Source organism: Morganella morganii, assembly GCF_019243775.1.
Lineage (GTDB): Bacteria > Pseudomonadota > Gammaproteobacteria > Enterobacterales > Enterobacteriaceae > Morganella > Morganella morganii.
This window is the reverse complement of record NZ_CP069157.1, coordinates 2,857,810-2,880,970: the sequence shown is the minus strand read 5'-3', so window position 1 is coordinate 2,880,970 and position 23,161 is coordinate 2,857,810. Positions and strand designations below refer to the sequence as shown.

Sequence of the window (23,161 nt, the reverse complement as noted above, 5' to 3'; positions counted from 1 at the left end):
TTGTCATTCTGTACTGTATGAATTATCAGAAACTGTAACGGATACCCAGGTTGCCGCTGTAAGGGGTTTCCACATGGCTGCCTTTGGCATAGTTGAACTCTGCATAGGCGGACCACTGATTATTCATCTGCGCTGTCAGACCCACGCCGTATTTACCGACGGTTCCGGACATATCATTGCTGAATGATTCAGTGTCATTAATCACCACATCATTGTTCTTTTTGAACTCGTGGCTGACCGCCAGGCGAGCATAAGGTTTAATCAGACCACCGCTTTCAGTGACAAACGTCTTACCGAAGGTGGTACCGATTTCACCTTTAACAGATTCTGCAGCATCCGCTTTCACTTTCATGTCACTGCTAAAACGGTAGGCTGTTTTTTCGCCGCGGAAGTAAGATCCCAGTACATAAGGCTCGATAAAGTAACTGCCTGCGGTGATGTGTTTACCGCCTTCCACAGAGAAACCGATGCCGTTGGTGTTATCTTTGGCGGTGGTTTTGCCGTCATTAAACTGTGCGCTGTTTTTGGTTCTGAAATGGTTGGCTTTCAGCACGCCATCCACATAGTAACCGCTGTTATGCATCCAGGTGGTGTAGACACCAAGACCTAAGCTGTCCACCTTGCCGTCACTGGTGCGGGCATCCAGTTCTGAATGGGTATAGGAGAACATTCCCCCGACCAGAAGGCGGCCGTTTTCCAGCGCAATCGCGTGGTCGCCGCCCAGCATCAGCCCGTTCATATCCTGGGTGTAACCGACATTGCCGGTTGAGATGCGGTTACGGCTGCCGATATATTTGCCCCACACACCATCCTGTGCCGTCTGGTTATCACGAAGATCGCCCAGCCGGGTTCTCAGTGTGGATAATTCGCTGTTCCAGATAGTTGGCGTCACGTTGGCCATCGCGATAGCGTTTTTCCCGCTTTCGGAGATTTCAGGCTTCGGATCAGGGCCCGGCTCCGGATCCGGATTTGGTGCCGGATCGGTTGCTTTCGGTGATAAATACCAGTTATCGCTGTCCTGCTCATCACCCTGTACCAGGTAATATTTATAAGCACCCAGGTCAACACTGCCGTTCACCAGTACAAAGCTGTTGCTGTCACTGCCGTTGGCAAAGATCAGATGATGAGGATTCACACCGCCGCGGCTTTTCAGCTCCTGACCGGAATCCATTACTCTGACATTAAACTCACCGCTGATACTGTTGCTGATATTCAGGAAATCACCGGTACCACCGTTAATATTGGTGTTCATCACAAAGGTGCCGGAACCGGTCAGATCTGAAATCTGTAACCGGCTGTATTTACCGGCGTCAGTGCCGTCGCTGCTGCCGAATACCACGGTACCGTTGTTAGCCAGTGTTTCAATCGTTGCTTCGGATTCGCTGGTGGTGTCATTATGCTTCAGATACATAAACGCATTGTCACCGGCCAGATTAAGACGGGTAACATAAGCGCCTTTGCCGTCCAGAGCTCCGGTCCAGCTGTGAAGACTACCGCCTTCCATCGTTACTGAACCGTCATTAACATTCAGGTCACCGGTGGAGTAGGCACCGTAAGCGATAAAGGATGAACCTCCGTTCTCAACGGTAGTATCCTGAATATGACCAAACTCCTTGACCAGCTGTGTACCGCCGTTAACCAGCGTACCAACCGCATCGGCATAGTATTCAACAATCTGTTCACCGCCCTGGTGGATCACTGAGCCGGTGGCAACCTGATCTTTGCCAATCCAGGCATCCTGCTCAACCCATTGTCCGCCGCTCCAGCCGCCTTTTTTGCCGCTGACAATCTGCTGTCCGTAAACCTGGGTATCAATGGCTTCGCCAGTCTGAATACGCTGCACACCGCCGGCATAAATGGTGGCATTTTTGGCTGTCTGATCATCAATCCGGAAAGAATCGTCGGATGTCCACTCGCCGTTTTCCCATTCCCCGTCAACACCGGTAATAATCTGGGTACCGTAAACACGGGTATCTTCTGTATTACCGTGGGTCACAAACTGTAATGCACCGTGGTTAACGATGGTATTGCGGTCAGTCACACCATCTTTCCCGGCATAAATCTGCTGAACTGCACCGTCATACAGCACGGTATCTATCGTGTTGCCGCTGCTCATCTGATAGCTGCCGCTGCCGATATGGCTGTTGGTTGCCGTACCGCCGTAGATAATATGCTGTCCGCCATTCACGACAATCACATCTTTGGTATTTGAGGTGCTGGTAACGGATTGCTCCAGATAACCGCCGTCGATCAAAATTGCCTGTGCATAGCCCCGTGTACCGACAACCATTCTGCCGCCGGTATTCACTGTGGTGTTATACGCTTTGGCGTCATTCCCCAGGCTGAGGCTGCCGTTATCTTCAACAATAGTGTTATACGCTACGGAGTCTTCCATCATCGACATAAATCCGCGATAGACTTTGGAAGGATCGGACGGATTGGTAATTCCGCCTTTGACTATATTTCCGATAGCGACACTACCGCTCCGGAATGTGGTCTGGAAGGAATCAATGGTGTTATTCAGGCTGTAAGAATTATTCTCAACATAAAGAAATTGTTCCGGGAACCAGGTTCTGGTTAATGTCTGACCATTAATATATTGGTTACCGGTGATAATTGACTGATATTTATTATCCCACTTATCTTTTGCGGTCGGCCAGCCATCAGTGGCACTGCTGAGAATGGTATTAATATCAGGAACTTCAACTTCTGACTGATAAGGTGGTGGTGGTTCCGTGGCATAAGCGCTGAAAGAAGCGGAAAACAGTGCAATCAGCACTGAATTATTAAATGTCATATCCAAATCCTTGCTTTAAAAAGCGAATTAAAATTATTTATCAGATTGAATGTGGTGCTGTGAGCTGTAAGAAAATCGTCCGGAAATAAAACGGAATATTATTTTTTAACAGGTGATAAAATAATGAAACAGCCGGTAAATACCGTCTACCGGAATTAATTCGGATATACAGCTCGTTAATAAGAAAAATACCACTCAGACGCGTATGTCTCTACTCACCTGTGTTGTAATAAGGCGGTAATGTGTAACAATTTGAGAATAGTAAGGGAATAACAGTGACAGGTGAAAAATACGGGATGGTTTATCAGGCTGTATCTATTTTAATAAATTACTTTCAGAGGCAATGAAAAATATTCCGGTTCGGATATTGAATGAAGTAAGGTGTTTTATGGTGCACATTACAAGTGCTACGTTATTTCTATAATATTCGTTGCGGCGGAGTAGTGTTGAGGATATCTTTTTGTCAGGACCCACAATATGCCCCTTTTTATACATTGACCGTTATGTTCTGAGCTGACACCCCACCACAGCAGATAATTCAGCCTGGGTGAGGGGGGCTATGGAACCTACCCTCTCACGCAAACTGGCACTGGCTGCGCTTCTGCCGGGCCAACAACCTGGTACAGAGTATCAGCCGGAGTGGCAACTGCCGCGATAACGCTTTGATCTAATCGTTTTACTGAAAAAAGAGCGCATCAGAAAGCGTATTTATAAGGCCGGAGTTTGGCCCGAACAGAGATCTTCGATTACCTTAGAATGCATTCATTTTAGTTATAACTTAACTTTACTATTTTTTAATGAAACTAATTTGCAAACGAGACTTATTATCATATATACTTTTTTACAGCCTGCAAGATATTCAATAGATTATATTAAGCATCACTTCACTATGGAGAAGATCGCAACATGTTGAAAAAAAATGTTTTTTTTATGTAATAAGACTCGTTTGATTACGTTGGCATCATCGCTTATGGTTACCTGTGCATTACCAGCGATGGCAAAAGATTCCCTCACTTTATATACCACACGTGAACCGGGCTTAATTCAGCCTCTTCTCGATGCCTTTACGAAAGAAACTGCCATTGATGTAAATACTGTCTATATCAAAGATGGTATGTTAGAACGAGTAAAAGCCGAAGGTAAAAACTCTCCGGCTGACTTATTAATGACAGTTGATGCAGGTAACCTCATCGATTTAGTTGAAGCAGGTGTAACTCAACCTGTTCAATCCGAAGTATTAACAGAAGTTATTCCGGCTTCTTTACGTGATAAAGACAACCAATGGTTTGGTTTGTCAATGCGTGCACGTGTGTTGTATGCAGAAAAATCCATACCATTAAACAGCATCACGTATGAAAACCTGGCAGACCCGCAATGGAAAGGCAAAATCTGTATTCGTGCGGGACAACACCCCTATAACACAGCATTAGTAGCCGCAATGATTGCTCATGATGGTGAAGCGAAAACAGAAGCGTGGTTACGTGGCGTGAAAAATAACTTAGCCCGTAAAGCTGCTGGTGGCGATCGTGATGTTGCCCGTGACATCCTCGGTGGTATCTGTGATGTTGGCTTAGCGAACTCCTACTATGTTGGTCATATGAAAAATGCGAAAGAAGGCACTGATGCCCGTCAGTGGGGGGATGCCATTAAAGTCGTTCAGCCAACCTTTACCAGTGGCGGAACGCACGTCAATATCACTGGTGCTGCAGTTGCCCGCAATGCGCCACATAAAGAACAAGCTGTGAAATTGATGGAGTATTTAGTTTCAGTTCCTGCTCAGCAGCTGTATGCGCAAGCTAACTACGAATATCCAATCCGTAAAGGGGTTCCTTTGGATGCGACGATCAACAGTGCGATTGGTGAAATCAATGTTGATAACATTCCACTGGCTGAAATCGTTAAACACCGTAAACAAGCCAGCCAGTTGGTAGATAAAGTTGGATTCGATCAATAAAACAGGCTTATCTGATTTACGTGGCGCCGCAGGAGCGCCGCGTTTCGGTTTTTCGCCTTTAAGTCTTACTGTGGTGGTCATTACGCTTGGTGTAATGACCCCTTTGTTATTCCTGTTATGGCTCGCGGTAAGCTCAGGTGTCAGTCATTGGGAACATTTACTGAAGTATGTGTTGCCTGATGCGATACTCAATACCCTGATTTTATTACTTGGTGTCGGCGTACTGGTCATGCTTATTGGTGCGGGTTGCGCCTGGTTAGTCACTGCATTCGATTTCCCGGGAAAGCGGCTATTTAGTTGGGCATTGCTGCTTCCCCTCGCCATGCCAACCTACATAGTGGCATTTGCCTGGCTTGATTTACTGCATCCCATCGGGCCGGTTCAGGAAGTCATTCGCAGCCTGTTGGGCTATAGCAACCCCCGTGAGTTCAGGCTTCCGGATCTTCGCTCCATGACCGGCGCGATTTTGTTATTGGGTCTGGTGTTATATCCGTATGTTTATCTCACCATGCGGGCGATGTTTATGAGCCAGCCGGCGCATTTACTGGAAGCAGCCCGCACACTTGGTTTAAGTTCAACCGGCTCATTTTTCCGGGTGGCGCTGCCAATGGCACGTCCCGCACTGGTGGTAGGAACAAGCTTAGCATTACTGGAAACACTGAATGATATTGGCGCATCCGAATTCCTTGGCGTGAATACTCTGACAGTCACAGTGTATACCACGTGGGTGACGCGTTCTGATTTGGCGGCAGCAGCGCAAATTGCGTGCTCCATGTTGACGGTAATTATTCTGTTGCTGGCCCTGGAATATTATGGGCGCAAGAATCAGCGTTATAATTCCGGCCGGCAAATGCGGGGGATTTTACCGGCACGATTAACGGGAATTCACGCATGCCTGGCGACTTTATTGACTTCTCTGCCTGTTTTACTGGGCTTTGTTGCCCCTGCACTATTTCTGGGTTGGGAAAGTATCAGGCGTTTTAGTGATAGTATGGAAATTTCTGCCAGCCTCCTGCAATCATTACAAAACTCATTATTATTAGCGGCAGGAGTTACCCTTGTGGTGACTTTTGTCAGCCTGATTGTGGCGTGGTATGCGAGATCAAGTGCGATTTCGGGGGGGGGCTCCGGAGGCCAGACGTACATTGATGAAAGTTGCCTCATTGGGCTATGCGGTGCCGGGAACGGTATTGGCCATCGGGTTATTAACACCGGGTATGTCGTTGGATAATATACTGGCCGAATTGTTCAATTATCGCGGTTTACCGCTGCTCTCTTCGGGGGTTTTATTAGTTATCTGTTGTTCTATCCGCTTTATGGCGATTTCAGTCGGGGCGATTGATGCCGGGTTAACCCGTATTCCGCCGGGCATGGAACAGGCCTCAAGATTACTTGGTGAAAGTGAGTCGGGAACCTTTTTCCGCGTACATTTACCGTTATTGCGTCCGGCATTAGTGACAGGTGCTTTGCTGGTTTTTGCTGATGTGATGAAAGAGTTACCGGCTACTTTATTACTTCGTCCGGTTAACTTTGAAACATTAGCAACATCTTTGTATGCAGAAGCGGCGAGAGGTACCTATGAGGAGGGGGCTGTTGCAGCATTACTGATTGTATTGGCCGGAACGCTCCCGGTAATACTATTAGCACGTAGTCAATTATCTTCATCCGGGCCAAAACAACGATAATCAGAAGGGAGTCGTCATCAGGTGTCAGACACAACGTTAGTTCTTGATAATGTGCATGTCTCTTACGGGAGTAAACATCAACGTAATCATGTTCTGAAAGGCTTTTCTTTGCACATTAATGCAGGGGAGATCGGCTGTCTTCTCGGTACTTCCGGCTGCGGAAAAAGCACTGCACTACGTGCTATTGCAGGGTTTGAACGTACAGAGCAGGGAACCATCCATGTTGGTGGCCGCTGTGTTGCAGGAGAGGGCCTTCATCTTCCGCCGGAACAACGCAATGTGGGAATGGTATTTCAGGATTACGCGCTGTTCCCCCATTTAACCGCAGCGCAAAATATTGCTTTCGGTCTGAGAAAACAACCGAAAGGATATCAGCAAACACGAGTTCAAACACTGCTGGATTTAGTAGAATTAAAAGAACTTGCCGGGCGTTATCCACATGAAATGTCTGGTGGGCAACAGCAACGTATTGCTTTAGCACGTGCATTGGCGACACAGCCGGCAGTATTGTTGTTAGATGAGCCTTTGTCGAGCTTAGATCCGGATAGCCGTAAACGTTTAGGGCTGGAAGTGAGAGATATTTTACGGGAAGCCGGGCAAACAGCACTGTTAGTGACTCACAGCGAAGATGAAGCACAATTGATGGCTGACAAAATTAACTACCTGAAAAATGGCAGATTAATTCAGAATGATGAGAAAACCAAAATCAGAAATACTTAAAATAAAAAATGAGATAAATAGTGCACGGGAAGTTGATACTACGATTTTATTTTTTGTACCATCTGACCGTTCTTTTCCCTGTGTTGTTCTGGTTTGCCGCAACGGGGCATATGTGCTATTTATCTTTACAGGATAGTCTTTTAGGGAAGATTTTCAATTGAAAGCTGCAAAGCATATGGGGAAGACATCTGATTCCGTATAGCCCGGATACAGACCCTTTTGATCCGCAGTGGTAAAAATAGATTTGGAATTTAATATGAAAAAACGAGTTATAGGTTTGTTTTTATTGATAGGACTACCTTTGGTTGCTATAGCTGATAATATTCACGTGACGGTGAATTCCCCTGTGTACTCTTACCCTGATAATCGGGAGTTTAAAGAAAGTGTATATGTATGTGTATTAACCCCATTTAACAAGATGTATGCCGGTGTTGATGTGAAAAAAACACAAGCACAATTCAACGCCAGTCAGTCTTGTCAAAATAAAGAGGGTAGTAATAGTATTTTTTGTACGCCAAAAGATGCCATGTGTACTACAGCAACGGTGATACTGAGTAATGGAGATAGTCGTCACCAGGGGCTCTCTGCTATTGTATTATTTAATGGATTTGATCAAACAGGTCAGCATTTGCTGGTCAATGAAAGTATTGATGATTTTAGTACATATAATTTTGATAACAAGATCATGTCGTTTGATATTCCGGATGGATGGACAGTGCGGTTTTTCAAAGAAAAAAACTTTCAGGGTGACTATTATACCCGCTCTTCAGGAAAGGGAAATGCAGATGATTTTCCACACAGTATTAGCTCAATGAAAATACTTCGAAAGAAATAAAAAGATAATGAAAATATAACTTGTTAATTTACTTGTGTGAATGGTGTTAATTTTAATCGTTATAATTGCGTTTGGTTATTTTGTATTTCGTGACCTCGTGGTTTTTATTCAGTATCTGTATAAATGGTTTCTGAGAAATTTTTAGAAAAACATGTGATTTATGATTATTACGGATGAAGCATACCAGGGATGGTATGTGATATAAATAATTCTGAATAATATCAGGTATATTATCATGCACTTATAACATATGATAACCTGATTTATTACTCATTATTTTCGACTATTAAAACAAATAATAAAAAAATAATATATATGTTTTCCATTCTGGGGATTTTATGTCATTGAACACAAACGATGGTTCTAAAGTATATACACCTCTCTCTTTGTCTCTATATGACTGGTGGGTGCTAAAGATATCTAATAACTATGCATGGCATTGTAATACTGATAAATTTTTAATTCCTCACTTTAAATTTCATCTTGGTAACAACCATATGGATATTGGTGTTGGAACTGGTTTTTATTTAAAGAAATCCGCAGATAAAATTAATAAAATAACGCTTTCCGATCTTAATGTTCATAGTTTGGAATGTGCTAAAAAATATATTTCTGATGAAAAATTAAATTCTTGTTTATGTCATGATATCTTCAATAGATTTACTGATGAGTTGAGGGGGGGATTTGATTCAGTATCCATATTTTATTTATTACATTGTTTGCCGGGGAAAATGAGTGATAAGAAACAAGCGATAATAAATATCACTGAAACACTTAAAGATGATGGGATTTTATATGGCGCGACTATTCTTGGAGAGGGGGTTAAGCATAACCGTTTTGGAAGTAAGCTAATGTCAGTCTATAACAAAAAAGGGATTTTTAGCAACGTTTATGACTCTGCGGATTCACTTGAAACTATGCTTTCGTCTTTGTTTGAAGATGTTTCAGTTAATATTCAGGGTACGGTTGCATTATTCACTGCTAAAAATAAAAAATAAAGTGTAGTAAAATATAATTATCTGTAATAAAAGCAAATTTCTTATACAGGTGACAATATATTCTTTTTTGTTTTATACATGATGTTATTCAGCTTAATCGGATGACTGACCGGAGAATATTTTAAGAAATAAAAGGTGGCTTTCACTTCGAAAGCCACTGTCATCATAAAATGGGGGAGATGTAAAAAAGTAAGCTTGTATTGTTAATACTGAACAAGAGTAAGGTTAATTATAGGAAACCAGCTGCTTTAAATTTTGCCAGTGCATCCGTTTTTTGTGCTGCAGTTAATGGGCGTAGTGGACGGCGGGGGTCACCAACATCAATGCCATGTAATTGCATTGCAACTTTACCTGCAGCAACACCACCGTATTCTACCAGCACACGAATAATTGCAATTACTTTATCCATACACGCAGTGATCCCCTTGTAATCACCATTGTTAAATTTATCAATTATTTCAAGATATAAAGGAGCAGCATAGTTATAGGTGCTTCCTACAGCGCTTAACGCCCCACACGCTAACCCTGCCGGTATAAATTCATCTACACCAAATGGAATGTCGTATTTACCGCCATCAACACGTAAGCAACGTTGAAATTCGTACATATCAGGAGAATTAAATTTCATTCCGGATAAATTCGGAATTGTTTTTCCTGCCGCTTGTAAAAATTTTTCCATGTCAATGTTTAGTCCCGACATAGTAGAGTGGTAGTAATAAAAGCCTTTAGAAGGCGAGTTCATCGCTGCTAAACGACAATATTCAACTAAGTCATCTACATTGCCCGGTTTAAAGAAACAAGGGCCAATCACTGATGTAGCTTGAATATCTAATGTTTCAGCATGACGGGATAGCTCTATAGTGTCTGCAATACTGAGAGCACCTGTATGAACAATTATATCTAATTGTCCCTGACTGGCAGCAGCCCAGTATTCAGCGACTTTTTTGCGTTCTTCGACAGAACAATGGATACCTTCTCCTGTTGTTCCTAATACGTAAGCACCTGTAACACCAGTTGCAATAAGATGTTCTGCAATTTTATCAATGACAGGATAATTAACACTGCCATCGGCAGCAAAAGGTGTATGAGGTGCAGCGATTAACCCAGAGAGTTTTTTCATTATTATTCCTTTTGGAGCCATGTTTCTTTATTGATTATTTAATGGAGTTTGACTCTATATTAAGACTCAATCGTTCAGAACGCAATAATGAAATTAGCGTTAAAGAAAGAGAAAAATGAAAGTGTGATCTTTAGCTGGTTTTATTCAAGACCACATAACACTAATTATAAACTCATGCTGAATTGGTACTTTTCAATGCATTTAGTGTACGCAGTTTTTGCTCTTTGACCATTTCAGGCTGAGCCTGGACAAGTAGGGTATATAGTAAATCTAAAACAAACAGTTGTGCTGTTTTTGTACCAATAGAATCACCTTGTAATTTCCCCTGGCGATTACCATTAATCAGATAATAATTGGCATATTCCATAATGTGTGAACCTAAATTATGCGTTAGCACAATTGTGGTAGCCCCTGCTTCTTTTGCAAGTTTCAGTGCATGAACTGTTTCCGGTGAATTTCCGGAATGGCTGATACCGATCGCGATATCACCCGGTTTCAATAAGGAAGCCTGCATATACATAAAATGGTTATTGGTAACAGCATCCACCCGATATCCAATACGCATCAGTTTATTTTTTAGATCCTCTGCTGTGATCCCCGAGGAACCCACGCCGCAGATAAAAACATAATTCGATGATAGCAACGCATTTACAGCGCCTTTAACTTGCGTCATATCAAGTAAATTTAATGTTTCTGATAACACATTATTGATGGTTGCTTGTAATTTTAAACCTATAGTATGGATATCATCCTGATGGTTAACTTCAGCATCAAGGATTGGTGATTCTTCACTATCCGATGTCGCCATTTCAATGGCTAAATCCATTTTAAAGTCCTGAAAGCCCTTATAGCCCAGAGTGCGGCAAAAACGTACTACAGTTGCTTCGCCAGCTTTAGTCGCCCGGGAAAGTTGTGCGATGGAAAGCTGAGTGACTTCAACAGGATGAAACAGGATATATTCAGCAATACGCTGTGATACTCGCGTCAGGCTATTTTTCACTGCCCCCAGTGTGTCGAGTATTTTACCTGGCTTCAGTCTGGTAACTGACTGTTTTGTCATGAAAATTATCCTTGTTTGCTGAAGTTCAAAGGGAGTGGAATTCTGCTAACAAGAGTACCAATTCTGGCGGGTTAAAAAAAAGCCTTGCTCTGATAATTATGTGATAATGGAAAAACGCTTTATTCCATTGATATCAAAGTGAAAATTTCTGATATTTTAGAATAAAGCGTTTAACTTAATCGGCAAAAATTAATTTTCCAGCAGGGCAGGGTTTACCTTAATCACGGCTTTTTTTAGGATACTATTTCCTTGTTCTGAAGCTATTCCGGGTCTATGGGGCTCGTAAGGCATAAAAACAGCAAACATAGAGGGGGTTAAAGATAATGTTTGACTATTTTCAATAGTATCAGTGAGTTGATAGTCATCATCTTTATGATAAACAGTGGCATTTTTAGCTGAATGACGAACGCCATAATCTATAACTTCTTCACCGGATAGTAATATTTGTATATCAATGTAGCGATGATGTAATTCTGCACATTTTTGTTCCCGGGATTGTGTTTCAAATGACATTACGTTCATAAATACATCATTATCATCAATAGGATAGCTTCCGGGTTCTAAAGATAATGGATCGAGTGCGAGTGCCTTTTCAATTATATTACGTAATACCAAATTCATTTCAGGCATTATTGCCACGTCAGATATATGACCAAATAACATAGATACCTCCTGTTAGTTCCCGGATATTTCACTATCATCCAATGAAATTTGTTTTGCTGCGGAGAAAAATGGCGCAGTAATTGTACCAACAATAACTACTGACATAGCACCAATTACACCATAGAAGAAAAAGTTAAGGTCACTGCCATAACGGGCTGCTAATACAGCAATGATACTTACTATAATGCCTGCGACCGCACTACCTGCATTAGCACGTTTAACAAAAATACCTAACATAAATAGTCCGGTCATAGGACCACCCATTAAACCGATTAAGCTGTTAAAAGCATCCCATATTTCAGATTCGTCAGATAAAACCAACCAAATTGTTGCTAAGCTACTGAATACTCCAGCAATAATTATAACTAATCTGGCGACTTTCATTTTTTGTTCTGAACGTCGTTCAACTTTACTTAAGCGAATATAGATATCAGAATTAAAGCAACTTGAAATACTGTTTAAGCTACTGGAAATGCTCGATTGAGCAGCGGCAAAGATAGCTGCAATGATTAGCCCGGAAATACCCACTGGCATTTCTGTAACAATAAATAAGGGTAAGATACCTCCGGTATTAAAACCTTCAGGTAACAAACCTGGATTTTGTTTGTAATACACAAACAGGGCTGAACCAATGGCAAAAAAGAAAACAGGAATAACAGCAACTAATTTAGCATTTGTGATTAAAGTACGTTTAGTCTGTTCGATAGAATCAGTCACAATGTAGCGCTGGACAACATCTTGGCTTGCAGTAAATTGTTGAATATTGGCAAATAAAAAACCAATCATTAATACAGGAATAGTACTGTCAGTCCAGTTCCAGCGTAACTGTGCTTCTGGGAAAAATTTATCAGCTTGTGCTGTTGTGGTAAAAATCTCACTAATTCCTCCATCAACTTTAAAACAGATCATGATAAAGATTAAAACAGCACCACCTGAAAGTAATAATCCCTGAATGACATCAGTCCAAATAACACCTTCAATCCCTCCCATCCATGTATAAATAATACATAACAGGCTAATCAGTACAACTAATATAATCGGATCTATCCCTATGAAAGGACGTAATGCGAGTACGGTCAAATAAGTGATAATTGCAATTCGACCAATATGAAATAACATAAATGACAGGCTGGCGAATAAACGACTTCGTATATCAAAACGGGCTTCTAAATATTCATAAGCAGAGGTGATTTTTAATTTTCTAAAGAAAGGGATGTAGAAATAAAATACTAATGGCAAAATGGCGATCGCTAAATATTGGCCAATAATAAAAGTCCAATCAGAGGTATAAGCTTTCGCCGGAATAGACATAAAGGTAATTGAGCTTAATGTAGTTGCAAAGACAGAAACGCCGGCAGCCCAACCGGGAACCCGTCCCCCGGCACGAAAATAATCATCTGCTGTTTTCTGGCGTTTAGAGAAATAAACACCAACGAGTAGCATTGCTGCTAAATAACCAAACAGCACTGCATAATTAACGAAACCAAAATCATGTAGTTGCATTTTTTTAGTCCTGCCATATGTAAGGTAAAAGGTAAGAAGTACGACAGTTTTTTAGTTTACTCTGGCCCAGAGAGCCGCACCCCAAAGTCCGGCATCATGATGATAGTGAGCTGCTAAAATAGGCACCTGTAATGCCTCCGGTTGTTGTCTGATAGCTGTTTGAACGAGCTCAATATATCCGTTTGCTAACCCGATACTTCCACCAAGAACAACACAGTCGGCATCTATTGTTGCTTTAATATCAGCAACTAAATTAGCTATAGTATTTGCTGAGTTTTCAATTATTGTCTTCGCCTGAAGGCTTCCCTGGTGATAGGCAGCAAAAATAGCTTTCGCATCTTTCCCTGCAAGTTCATTTACAGCTTGTGAAGCAATGGCACGGCCGGAAGCGATAGCTTCGACACATCCATAACGACCACAGCCGCAAAGAGGGCCATGAGGATCAGCAATGGTATGGCCAAGATGGCCTGCAATACCTCGTTTTCCTGCCTGTAATTGTCCTTGCTGAATCAAGCCGCCACCAACACCTGTCGATACTGTAACAAATGCCATATCAGAGATATTTTCATGGCGGTAATCATATTCAGCCCATGCAGCAGCCTGAGCATCATTGAGTAACCAGCAAGGCAGATCCGTTAATGCAGAGAGTATTTTTTTCAACGGGAAATTTTTTAATCCCCCCAGATTATCGGGGTTTAATGCCGTTAATACACCATCACAGATGATCCCTGTAGAGGCTACGGCGACACCATCTGCATGTGCTTTTAGTGGTGTTGTTATCGCGGCCAGCGCTTCATAGAGCTGAGTTGGTGATGCACTTGCAGGGGTTGTAATTTGAGTATGCTGTGTAAGTTGATTATCCCGGCTGATTAATGCAGCCGAAATCTTTGTTCCTCCAATATCAATTGCTAATATATTCATTTAACTAACTCCTGCTGTAACTTGAGCGCATGAGTAAACCAACCACAAACATGTTCAAGTCGGGTTAATGCGGAACCAACAGTGACAGCCCAGGCTCCGGCTTGTATGGCTCTTGCTGCAATTATTGGGGTGTTATAACGGCCTTCGGCTATTACACGACACCCATTTTCAGCCAATGCAGTGACTAATTGTAAATCAGGTAATTTCGGTATTTCGCCACCTGTGTAGCCCGACATTGTTGAACCAATAAATTCTGCTCCTAATTTCCGGCAATGCATTCCCTCATTAAATGTGGAGCAATCTGCCATCGCTAATTTATTAAGGTGGTGTATGCAAGCCAGTAACTCATTAATTGGAACTGGACGTACACGATCCGTACCATCAAAAGCGATAATATCGGCACCTTCTGTCGCTAATGCTTCTGCATCACTTAACCAAGGCGTGATCCTGACCGGACTATCCGGTAAATCACGTTTGACAATACCGATAATTGGTACATCAATAAGGGGGCGGGTTGCTTTTAAATTATCTATCCCCTCAATTCGTACTGCTACGGCACCTGCATTTACAGCAGCCCGGGCCATTGCTGCCACAATTTCTGGCTTATCCATAGGGCTATTATCGACAGGCTGACAAGAAACGATCAGCCCTCCTTTTTGTTGAATATCCTTAGTCATTTTTTCAATTAATGCCATTTTGAATTCACCATTCTTTTTTGAAATGTAACTCCATTTGATACTATTTTATGGAGTGTAATTTCTCAATTGAGAAAGGTGTAATTTGTGAAGGAGATCAAATAATAGAGTGTTGCATTTAATTGGTTGATAAACATATAAAATAATGTAGTGAATAATGGGGTGATTATTCACTACAAGGTTTGGTATTATGTTATAGAGGACTTAAAAGTGGAATTGTAATCCTAAGCGATACCGGGTTTGACGGGCGTCACTGGTCGGTCTCACTGCAACATTTCCAACTTCAATATAAGGAGTAAATGTGTCATTCAATTGGTAAGAAAAAAAGACATTATGTTCATAATTACGTTTCTTATTATCATATTTTATAGCATCGCTATACATTTGTGTATAGTCATATTCAACTTTGTATTTACTATATTTATAACCAATAAAAGTATCAAAGCGATTTGTTTTCTCGTCGTCAACACCTTGTTTTGTTTTTCTGGCATAATCAAAACGATAACGACCAGCAATATATAAACCATTATCAAAATTATATTGTGCCTTTAAATAAGGTTTGTAAATTGATGTGTCCGTAACTGTTTCGAATATTAAGCCTGGTTGTAACGTTATATTATTATTTATCTTATGATTGTAACTCAGCCCCATTTCGATGGCATTATTAACAACATCACTAAATACTTTATCTTTTTCACCATCAACACCACCTGATTTTATACTGGCATCAATATAAAAACCTATGCCATTTGAAAATGAATGAATAAACGCAATGCGGTCTTTATTTATTCTCGATGAATCTGAATATTCATGACAAAAGTCTAGTGTAGTCGCATTTAATTGAAGTGATATAAAAAAAGTACAACATGCCAGCAATATTTTATTATTAAGCATAATTTTTACCTGAGTGGATAGGATGCCATAAATTTAATATAGAGTTCTTGGTTGATTATTATAATTTATATATGGGATTGGTTTAGTTAATAATTAGATCTTTATCTTTTATTGTTAAAGTGATTACAGAATTAACTGCCTCACCTTTTGTAGTTTCACCACCGATTAAATATAGTGAATTATCATGCTCAATAGTGATTCCATAACCAAGAGGGATCGGCAGTTCACCAATTACTTTCCATTGATCATCAATCAACCCATAAATTTCTTTGTGCCATTTTTTATCTAAATCCTGATGTGCAAAATAATGTTTCTGTGAATACTTAGCCTGAGAGCCCGGAAAGTTAGTACCACCAGCAACAAGTAAAGTATGAGCGCTATAACCTGCAAATGCACCAGCTAAGCCATCTTGCTGCTGCTCAGGTGATGGTGGAGGAAGTTTCTGTACAGTAGTATTCCACTGTAGTTGATTATTTTCTAATAGAGCCGTTTGTATTTCACTGGTACGTAACCCGGGTTTTAATTCGCCATTAATCAAGGTTATTGTATTGTTATCTTTTACTAATGAAGAACCCGCAGTTCCATTAAAAGGAATAGTACCTAATGAATTCCATTGATTATTATCTGCATTATAAGTTAGTATTACTCTATTAAAAAAATAGCTTTCTATAGGTTTGTTAAAGTAATCATTAATAACTTTATTTTTCATGGGTGAATTGTTTTTAGTATTATTTAAATCAATGAAATATTTATCAAATATTTGCTTGTTTACTCCTCCGAGAATGATGGCTTTATTGGTGCTGATACTAACTCCTGCATGACCAACCAAGCCATAAGGTGAGCTGGTGTTTATTTTTCTCCATTTGTCTTCACTTGGTGAATAACGATAAACATCTGTTAATGAGCTTATTGTTTCACTCTCAATATTTTCTTTTCCCGCTCCGCCAAATATATAAATATCATTATTTAAATTAATTGCTATAGCCTGGTCTCTTGGCGTACCCGGGAAATCAGCTATTTTTTCCCATTTTTTATTTTCATTAAGATCAAGTTTATACCATGAGTTTCCTGTACTACCTAAACCTATGTAAATAATGTTTTGGCTAATTACTCCGGTTCCATTTTTTAATGCCACAGGAAGGTCAGGGAGTTTATCAGCAAAGCTGGTCGATGAGAATATTGGTGAAGACAGTATTATGGTGAAAAAGAGATAAGGTATTTTATTTATTATTTTCATATGCATTCACTCTTGTGGTGGTTATAAGTGAGATTTCAATTTAAAATATAATTCCAACATAAAACATAAAATGGAGTAAAACTTCAAATTGAGGTTTTATAAAATGTGAAGATGATCAAGTTATCTTTTTAAACTCTATGTTTTTTCCTTACCTGAAGGTCAGTCTTAATTTAATTTTGAATTAATGTGAGCGATAAAAATACTGGTTACTAATTGATAATATTGATGTTTATATTGCGTTGGTGATATAAGAACACGCAAGCTATGCTAACGCTTACTGTTATAAAACATTCCGACATAGTTGAATATACCGCTCCGGGTTTCTTTCCGTATTCCGGATAGGACTCATTAAATAGCGCAGAATACTGCTGCACCTATCATTTTATGTACATCTGCCAGACACATTAGATCGTAGCATGACTGTATCAGCTCAGACTTAAGCTGACAGGTTTCGTCGATAGAATACAATCCAACCTGACAGCCTAGTGTGAATGAAAAGCTGAAATCGACATATCTGTTAAAGTTAATGGTTCGTTTTCCGGGATACTTACACTTTCTTTATCCGTTTCTGTTCACAAGGGTCGATACCCTCAGCAATCTGCTTACGTGCGCTGTCTCTTTTATCACGTGCGTCAGAAAGGGATAATTCAGGATAAATTCCCAGAGCCGATGTTTTTTCTTTTCCCTGAAAGCGGTAACGGAGTCGCCAGTAACGTGAGCCGTTGGGATGAACAAGTAAAAATATGTTGCCGGAATCAGCAAGTTTATAGGGTTTTTCTTGCGGTTTTGCAGCCCGAATCTTAGCGTCAGTAAGTGCCATAAAAGGGGTCTCCGGAAGACGAGAGGGTACAAATTCCTGTCGAATCAGGCTATACCCTCATTTGTACCCGCGCAAGTGACTTGATGCGGGTAGAATTTGGTTGAGTTGGGTTGAATGAAGAACTACGGAGAAGTAGATATCTGGCGGGCTTTATAAACGAAAACGGACCTCCGTAGAGATCCGTTGACATGAATTAGTGGTGCCCGGACTCGGAATCGAACCAAGGACACGGGGATTTTCAATCCCCTGCTCTACCGACTGAGCTATCCGGGCAACGAGGCGTATTAAACCCGATTCCGTTCGGGGCGTCAATCTTATTTCCTTCAAATTTAATCAAGTGCCGGTTTTTTCTGCAATTTACTGAAGTTTTAATCAATAACGTCTGTTTTTACGGCATAACACGTAAAATTACCGGCGGACAACTGCGGATGCTGCCCGCCGGAAAGTTTAACGGCGGTAACCTTTTTGCAGGTCGTTTACTTTGCGCAGGTAATTGCGGGATTCTCCGGACGGGTGTTTTGTCGTCAGGGTTTCATACACTTTACCCGGCTCCATACCGCTGATAATGCGGGCGGCCTGTTTCTTATCACTGTGGAAGACACGCAGCACACTGCCCGCACCGCCGTTGTAGGCAGTGATCACCGCATAGCGCCGTGATGTCGGGTTGCTGATCTCACCGAGATAGGTATTCTGCAGAATCGCCAGATATGCGGTACCGGTATCGATGTTGCTTGCCGGGTCAAACAGATAGCTGCGGCCCGGTACACCGGAGCGGCCCTGTGATTTAAACACATCACGTCCGGCGGTGTTCGGCATAATCTGCATCAGTCCCAGCGCATCAGAGCGGCTGACCGCATACGGGTTAAAGCTGGATTCCGTCTGCATAATCGCAAGGATCAGAGACTCTTCCACCCCGTATTTGGCGGATGCCTGACGAACCAGCGGCAGGTATTTGTGAGCACGCTGATCCAGATGGTTCGGCACCAGTTTCAGGGTGATATAGGTGATCATCTGTGAGCCGGACTGGCGGCGCTGTAAACGGTTGGTCACCAGATAATCCGCGAATTTGGTGGCGCGCCACTCCCAGCGGATCGGCTGTCCGGTATGATCCAGCACCTGGCCGAACAGGAACGGCTCTTTACTGATGGTGACATCGTTGGCATCAGAATAGAGGTCAACCGAGCCCGGATCCTCTCCCATCAGCAGGGTATTGATAATCGCCTGACGCAGATGCGCTTCCGGCTCAACCCCCGCCAGCGTCTCAATAGTGACGGTACCGGCATCAAAGTTGATATGGGAACGGGTGTAGTACTGATCGGTGTATTTGACATAATCTTTCGGACCGGCGATCAGAACTTCTTTTATACCCCAGATATTTTCAATGTTATGGGCAAACTGACCCATCAGAATATCAAATCCGTTGGTATCCTTAACATATTCAGGACGGTAATCCGTCTGTTCCTGTGAACCGGTACAGGAAGCCAGCAGCGGCGCAATAATGATCAGTGCAGCAAGTTTTTTCATGGGTATAAATACGGTGTGATCCGGGTTCAGATACAACATCAGAGCCGGGAAAGGGCTCTGATGACAGGGTTATTTTTCAGGCGGTGTATAGCCTTCAATGTGGATATCGTGGCCTTCAAACAGGAATTTGACCATCTCCTGTTCCAGCAGTTTGCGATCATCCGGGTTCATGGTGCTGAGTTTTTTCTCGTTGATCAGCATGGTCTGTTTGGACATCCACTGCTGCCAGGCTTCTTTGGAAATCTCATTAAAAATACGTTTACCTAATTCGCCCGGATAGAGCTGAAAATCCTGGCCGTCAGCCTCACGCTGAAGAAAAGTGCAAAAAATTGTTCTGCTCATGTAACATCCTCAAAAATGGGGTTCTTTACCCGATCTGCTTAAGCAAGGTTTCCACCGGGGCGGCCAGGCCGATCGCCGGCGGATTTTGGCTGTTATACCAAATCCCGTCGCTGTCGTCATGGACTGCTGTGCGATCGGTGACGTTTGCGGCAACGGGCACAATATCCAGGTGAAAATGGCTGAATGTGTGGCGGAAGGCAATCAGCTGCTGCAACGGTGAGTGGCTGATACGGCGCTGTGCCAGCCAGTCGTGCATGGCGTCTTCCGTTGCAAACTGCGGAAAACTGTATAATCCGCCCCAAATCCCTTTTGCCGGGCGCTTTTCCAGCCAGATCTCATTATCATGCTGAATGATAAGAAAGTAAGCTGTTTTTTCCGGAATTGATTGTTTCGGTTTTTTGCCGGGATACGCCGCCGGGTTGTGCTCTGCATACCCAATGCAGCCGGACTGCAGCGGGCACAGCTCGCACTTGGGTTTGCTGCGTGTGCAGACCATCGCGCCCAGATCCATCATCGCCTGATTAAAATACTGCACACCGTCAGCCGGGGTCACATCTTCGGCGATCGCCCAGAGACGGTTTTCCACCTCTTTTTTACCGGGCCAGCCGCTGACGGCGTAACAGCGCGCCAGCACCCGTTTGACATTGCCGTCCAGAATCGGGAAATGCTGATTCTGAGAGAGGGACAGAATCGCGCCTGCGGTTGAGCGCCCGACACCGGGCAGGGCAACCACATCCTCAAACGTGACCGGGAACTGTCCGCCGAATTCAGAAGCGATAGTCTGCGCGGCTTTATGCAGATTGCGGGCACGGGCGTAATAGCCGAGCCCGGTCCATAAATGCAGCACTTCATCAAGTGGGGCGGCAGCCAGGTCTGTGACCGCCGGAAACCGTTCAATAAAACGGTTAAAATAAGGAATAACCGTTGCCACCTGGGTCTGCTGTAACATCACTTCAGAGAGCCAGACATGGTAAGGCGTTTTCTCCTGCTGCCAGGGCAGGTTTTTTCTGCCGTAGCGGTGATACCACGTCAGAACCGATTGCGAAAATTGCTGTGCTTCCATGAGAATAAAATAATAATTGAATAGTTTTAATTGACGGGAATTCCAGCACACTGTTTTGCGACTGTAAACCAACTTTTGCCTGAAATTGTGCGAAAGAGGATGATTAACCGGTGCGAAGTCGGTTGTCTCTTGCTAAACTTGCCGCACTTTGCGTGTGTCAGCGCAGCGCAGCCCGTTGTGCCGGACACATTATGATTTATTTTTGCCGGGATACTGACAGCAAACCTTATGATCAACAATGTAATTTCGCCGGAATTTAATGAAGACGGCAGAGCCCTGCGCCGTGTCCGCAGTTTTGTGCGCCGTCAGGGACGGCTGACCAAACGTCAGGAAGATGCCCTGACAGACCTGTGGCCGTCAGCAGGGGTGGATTTTACCCCGGAACTGCTGGATTTTACCGCACTGTTCGGGCGTGATGCACCGGTCACACTGGAGATCGGTTTCGGCATGGGCGCCTCTCTGGTGGAGATGGCGAAACAGAATCCGGATAAAAACTATCTGGGGATTGAAGTGCATGCTCCGGGTGTCGGTGCCTGTCTGGCGGATGCGCAGGAAGCCGGGGTGACGAACCTGCGGGTGATGTGCCATGATGCCATCGAAGTGCTGGATAAAATGATCCCGGATAACAGCCTGCATATGGTGCAGCTGTTCTTCCCTGATCCGTGGCATAAGGCCCGTCACAATAAACGGCGCATTGTTCAGCTGCCGTTTGCGGAAAAAGTGCGGACAAAACTGACGCAGGGCGGTATCTTCCATATGGCGACAGACTGGCAGCCGTATGCGGAGCACATGCTTGAGGTCATGACTCAGGCACCGGGTTACCGCAATCTGTCAGCAACACAGGATTATGTACCGCGCCCGGAAACCCGGCCGGTCACGAAGTTTGAAAAACGCGGCCATCGCTTAGGCCATGGCGTCTGGGATCTGATGTTTGAGAGGATGAAATAATGGCAACACAACGTAGTCGTCGTTTACGGAAAAAAATGCGTATCGATGAGTTCCGCGAACTCGGTTTTTCCTTCAAATGGGACTTCCCGGAAGGCACTGATGTCGACACTATCGACCGCACCGTTGACCAGCTGGTTGAGGAAGTGATCGAGCCGAACGGCCTGGCGCTGGATGCCAGCGGTTACCTGAGCTGGGAAGCCATGGTCTGTTTACAGAAAATCGGTGAATGTACCGATGAGCACCGTAAGCTGGTGGGTGACTGGCTGAAAGCCAAAGGGATGCAGAACATTCAGATGTCTGAACTGTTCGATATCTGGTGGGACTGAGATAAATTTCTTACCACGCTAATTATTAATAAGGGCACCTGAAAAGGTGCCCTTATCTCTCTCCGGCCTCCGGAGTTGTGGCGTGCCGTGTTTTGGAGTAACAACCTTGACCACACACTTTAGTAATGAACTGCTGGACGATATCTTACACCGTGTCCGGCCGCTGATTGGCTCCGGTAAAGTGGCGGATTATATTCCGGCGCTGGCGGAAGTCTCACCTGACTGGCTGGGGATCGCGGTGTGTACCGTGGACGGGGAGATTTTTGCCGCCGGTGATGCGTATCAGCGCTTTTCGGTGCAGTCCATTTCCAAAGTGCTGAGTCTGACACTTGCGATGACGCGTTATAAGGAATCGGAGATCTGGTCGCGGGTCGGCAAAGAGCCGTCCGGTCTGCCGTTTAACTCACTGGTGCTGCTGGAGATGGAAAAGGGTATTCCGCGCAATCCCTTTATAAATGCCGGGGCGATTATTATCGCGGATATGCTGCAGTCCCGCCTCAGTGCGCCGCGTCAGCGGATGCTGGAGTTTGTCCGCAAACTGACCGGCAGTCAGGATATCACTTATGATTTGCAGGTGGCACGTTCTGAACTGGAGCACGGCAGCCGCAATGCGGCTATTGCTTTCCTGATGAAATCCTTCGGCAATTTTGAGAATAATGTACTGACTGTGCTGGAGAACTATTTTCACTATTGCGCACTCTCAATGAACTGTGCTGAACTGGCAACCTGTTTTGCTTATCTGGCCAACGGCGGTGTGCCGCTGGGCGGTCAGGAGCCTGTGATCACGCCGTTGCAGTCACGGCAGATAAATGCCCTGATGCTGACCTGCGGGATGTATGACGGTTCCGGGGAATTTGCTTACCGGATAGGCATGCCCGGTAAATCCGGGGTCGGCGGCGGGATCGTCTGTGTGGTGCCGGGTGAGTTTTCTGTGGTGGTCTGGTCTCCGGAACTGGATGATTCAGGGAACTCTTTGGCCGGTTGCGCTGCCTTAGAAATGTTATCCGCAAAAATCGGGCGCTCTATTTTCTGAACCCGCCGGGTTCAGCGTCCGCT

The 23,161-nt window shown here is 43.5% G+C and carries 19 protein-coding genes, 1 tRNA gene and 3 pseudogenes; 9 read left to right on the top strand and 14 right to left on the bottom strand.

What is annotated here, in order from left to right; genetic code table 11:
* Positions 1-25: 25 nt before the first annotated feature.
* Complete coding sequence (locus JL661_RS13930) at positions 26-2,797, bottom strand: autotransporter outer membrane beta-barrel domain-containing protein (protein WP_062773104.1); 2,772 nt, start codon at positions 2,795-2,797, stop codon at positions 26-28.
* Positions 2,798-3,387: 590 nt separating this feature from the next.
* Here JL661_RS13930 and JL661_RS13925 point away from each other — a divergent pair.
* The 6 genes and pseudogenes from JL661_RS13925 to JL661_RS13900 form a co-directional block, all read left to right on the top strand.
* Positions 3,388-3,556 (top strand): annotated as a pseudogene (locus JL661_RS13925) (IS3 family transposase); the annotation flags it as partial.
* A 160-nt stretch (positions 3,557-3,716) separates the two neighbouring features.
* Positions 3,717-4,751: a Fe(3+) ABC transporter substrate-binding protein gene (locus JL661_RS13920; RefSeq protein ID WP_032097909.1), complete on the top strand. Its 1,035-nt coding sequence runs from the start codon at positions 3,717-3,719 to the stop codon at positions 4,749-4,751.
* A pseudogene (locus JL661_RS13915) lies at positions 4,735-6,436 on the top strand (ABC transporter permease). The gene JL661_RS13920 and the pseudogene JL661_RS13915 overlap by 17 nt, the downstream one beginning before the upstream one ends.
* Positions 6,437-6,457: 21 nt before the next feature.
* Positions 6,458-7,156: an ABC transporter ATP-binding protein gene (locus JL661_RS13910; protein WP_004238813.1), complete on the top strand. Its 699-nt coding sequence runs from the start codon at positions 6,458-6,460 to the stop codon at positions 7,154-7,156.
* Between the two features lie 256 nt (positions 7,157-7,412).
* Positions 7,413-7,991 (top strand): beta/gamma crystallin-related protein, encoded by a 579-nt coding sequence (locus JL661_RS13905; protein WP_123805119.1) that lies wholly within the window; start codon positions 7,413-7,415, stop codon positions 7,989-7,991.
* A gap of 338 nt (positions 7,992-8,329) precedes the next feature.
* A complete protein-coding gene (locus tag JL661_RS13900; RefSeq protein WP_049246456.1) occupies positions 8,330-8,989 on the top strand; it encodes a class I SAM-dependent methyltransferase in 660 nt (219 codons plus the stop codon).
* A gap of 229 nt (positions 8,990-9,218) precedes the next feature.
* Here JL661_RS13900 and JL661_RS13895 read toward each other — a convergent pair whose 3' ends face one another.
* The 13 genes and pseudogenes from JL661_RS13895 to mutY all read right to left on the bottom strand — a co-directional run bounded on the left by JL661_RS13895 (position 9,219) and on the right by mutY (position 20,831).
* Positions 9,219-10,109, bottom strand: coding sequence for a dihydrodipicolinate synthase family protein (locus tag JL661_RS13895; protein WP_004238807.1), 891 nt, complete (start codon positions 10,107-10,109; stop codon positions 9,219-9,221).
* Positions 10,110-10,281: 172 nt separating this feature from the next.
* A complete protein-coding gene (locus tag JL661_RS13890) occupies positions 10,282-11,169 on the bottom strand; it encodes a MurR/RpiR family transcriptional regulator (RefSeq protein WP_062773107.1) in 888 nt (295 codons plus the stop codon).
* Positions 11,170-11,358: 189 nt separating this feature from the next.
* On the bottom strand, positions 11,359-11,832 hold the full coding sequence (gene nanQ, locus JL661_RS13885; protein WP_004238806.1) for an N-acetylneuraminate anomerase: 474 nt from the start codon (positions 11,830-11,832) through the stop codon (positions 11,359-11,361).
* 12 nt (positions 11,833-11,844) lie between these two features.
* Positions 11,845-13,335 (bottom strand): sodium:solute symporter family protein, encoded by a 1,491-nt coding sequence (locus tag JL661_RS13880; protein ID WP_062773110.1) that lies wholly within the window; start codon positions 13,333-13,335, stop codon positions 11,845-11,847.
* A 51-nt stretch (positions 13,336-13,386) separates the two neighbouring features.
* A complete protein-coding gene (gene nanK, locus JL661_RS13875) occupies positions 13,387-14,256 on the bottom strand; it encodes an N-acetylmannosamine kinase (RefSeq protein WP_004237806.1) in 870 nt (289 codons plus the stop codon).
* Complete coding sequence (locus JL661_RS13870) at positions 14,253-14,951, bottom strand: N-acetylmannosamine-6-phosphate 2-epimerase (protein WP_004237807.1); 699 nt, start codon at positions 14,949-14,951, stop codon at positions 14,253-14,255. Before JL661_RS13870 ends, nanK begins: the two co-directional genes overlap by 4 nt.
* 204 nt (positions 14,952-15,155) lie before the next feature.
* Entirely contained in the window at positions 15,156-15,845 is a 690-nt protein-coding gene (locus tag JL661_RS13865; protein ID WP_062773113.1) for an oligogalacturonate-specific porin KdgM family protein, read from the bottom strand.
* An 82-nt stretch (positions 15,846-15,927) separates the two neighbouring features.
* Positions 15,928-17,082, bottom strand: a complete 1,155-nt coding sequence (locus JL661_RS13860) for an N-acetylneuraminate epimerase (RefSeq protein WP_225310069.1) — start codon at positions 17,080-17,082, stop codon at positions 15,928-15,930.
* 550 nt (positions 17,083-17,632) lie between these two features.
* Positions 17,633-17,902, bottom strand: a pseudogene (locus tag JL661_RS13855) (Arm DNA-binding domain-containing protein); the annotation flags it as partial.
* Between the two features lie 197 nt (positions 17,903-18,099).
* Positions 18,100-18,175 (bottom strand) — tRNA-Phe (locus tag JL661_RS13850).
* A 174-nt stretch (positions 18,176-18,349) separates the two neighbouring features.
* Complete coding sequence (mltC, locus tag JL661_RS13845; RefSeq protein ID WP_036418831.1) at positions 18,350-19,426, bottom strand: membrane-bound lytic murein transglycosylase MltC; 1,077 nt, start codon at positions 19,424-19,426, stop codon at positions 18,350-18,352.
* Positions 19,427-19,495: 69 nt separating this feature from the next.
* Positions 19,496-19,768 (bottom strand): oxidative damage protection protein, encoded by a 273-nt coding sequence (locus JL661_RS13840; RefSeq protein ID WP_004237812.1) that lies wholly within the window; start codon positions 19,766-19,768, stop codon positions 19,496-19,498.
* 25 nt (positions 19,769-19,793) lie between these two features.
* Positions 19,794-20,831: an A/G-specific adenine glycosylase gene (gene mutY / locus JL661_RS13835; protein WP_062773151.1), complete on the bottom strand. Its 1,038-nt coding sequence runs from the start codon at positions 20,829-20,831 to the stop codon at positions 19,794-19,796.
* A 228-nt stretch (positions 20,832-21,059) separates the two neighbouring features.
* Here mutY and trmB point away from each other — a divergent pair, with 228 nt between their 5' ends.
* The 3 genes from trmB to glsB all read left to right on the top strand — a co-directional run bounded on the left by trmB (position 21,060) and on the right by glsB (position 23,138).
* Positions 21,060-21,779 (top strand): tRNA (guanosine(46)-N7)-methyltransferase TrmB, encoded by a 720-nt coding sequence (gene trmB, locus JL661_RS13830; protein WP_036418829.1) that lies wholly within the window; start codon positions 21,060-21,062, stop codon positions 21,777-21,779.
* The gene (locus tag JL661_RS13825; protein WP_015422519.1) at positions 21,779-22,105 is read left to right on the top strand and encodes a YggL family protein; all 327 of its coding nucleotides are present in this window, start codon (positions 21,779-21,781) and stop codon (positions 22,103-22,105) included. The genes trmB and JL661_RS13825 overlap by 1 nt, the downstream gene beginning before the upstream one ends.
* Before the next feature lie 106 nt (positions 22,106-22,211).
* Positions 22,212-23,138: a glutaminase B gene (gene glsB / locus JL661_RS13820; RefSeq protein WP_036418827.1), complete on the top strand. Its 927-nt coding sequence runs from the start codon at positions 22,212-22,214 to the stop codon at positions 23,136-23,138.
* Positions 23,139-23,161: the final 23 nt, after the last annotated feature.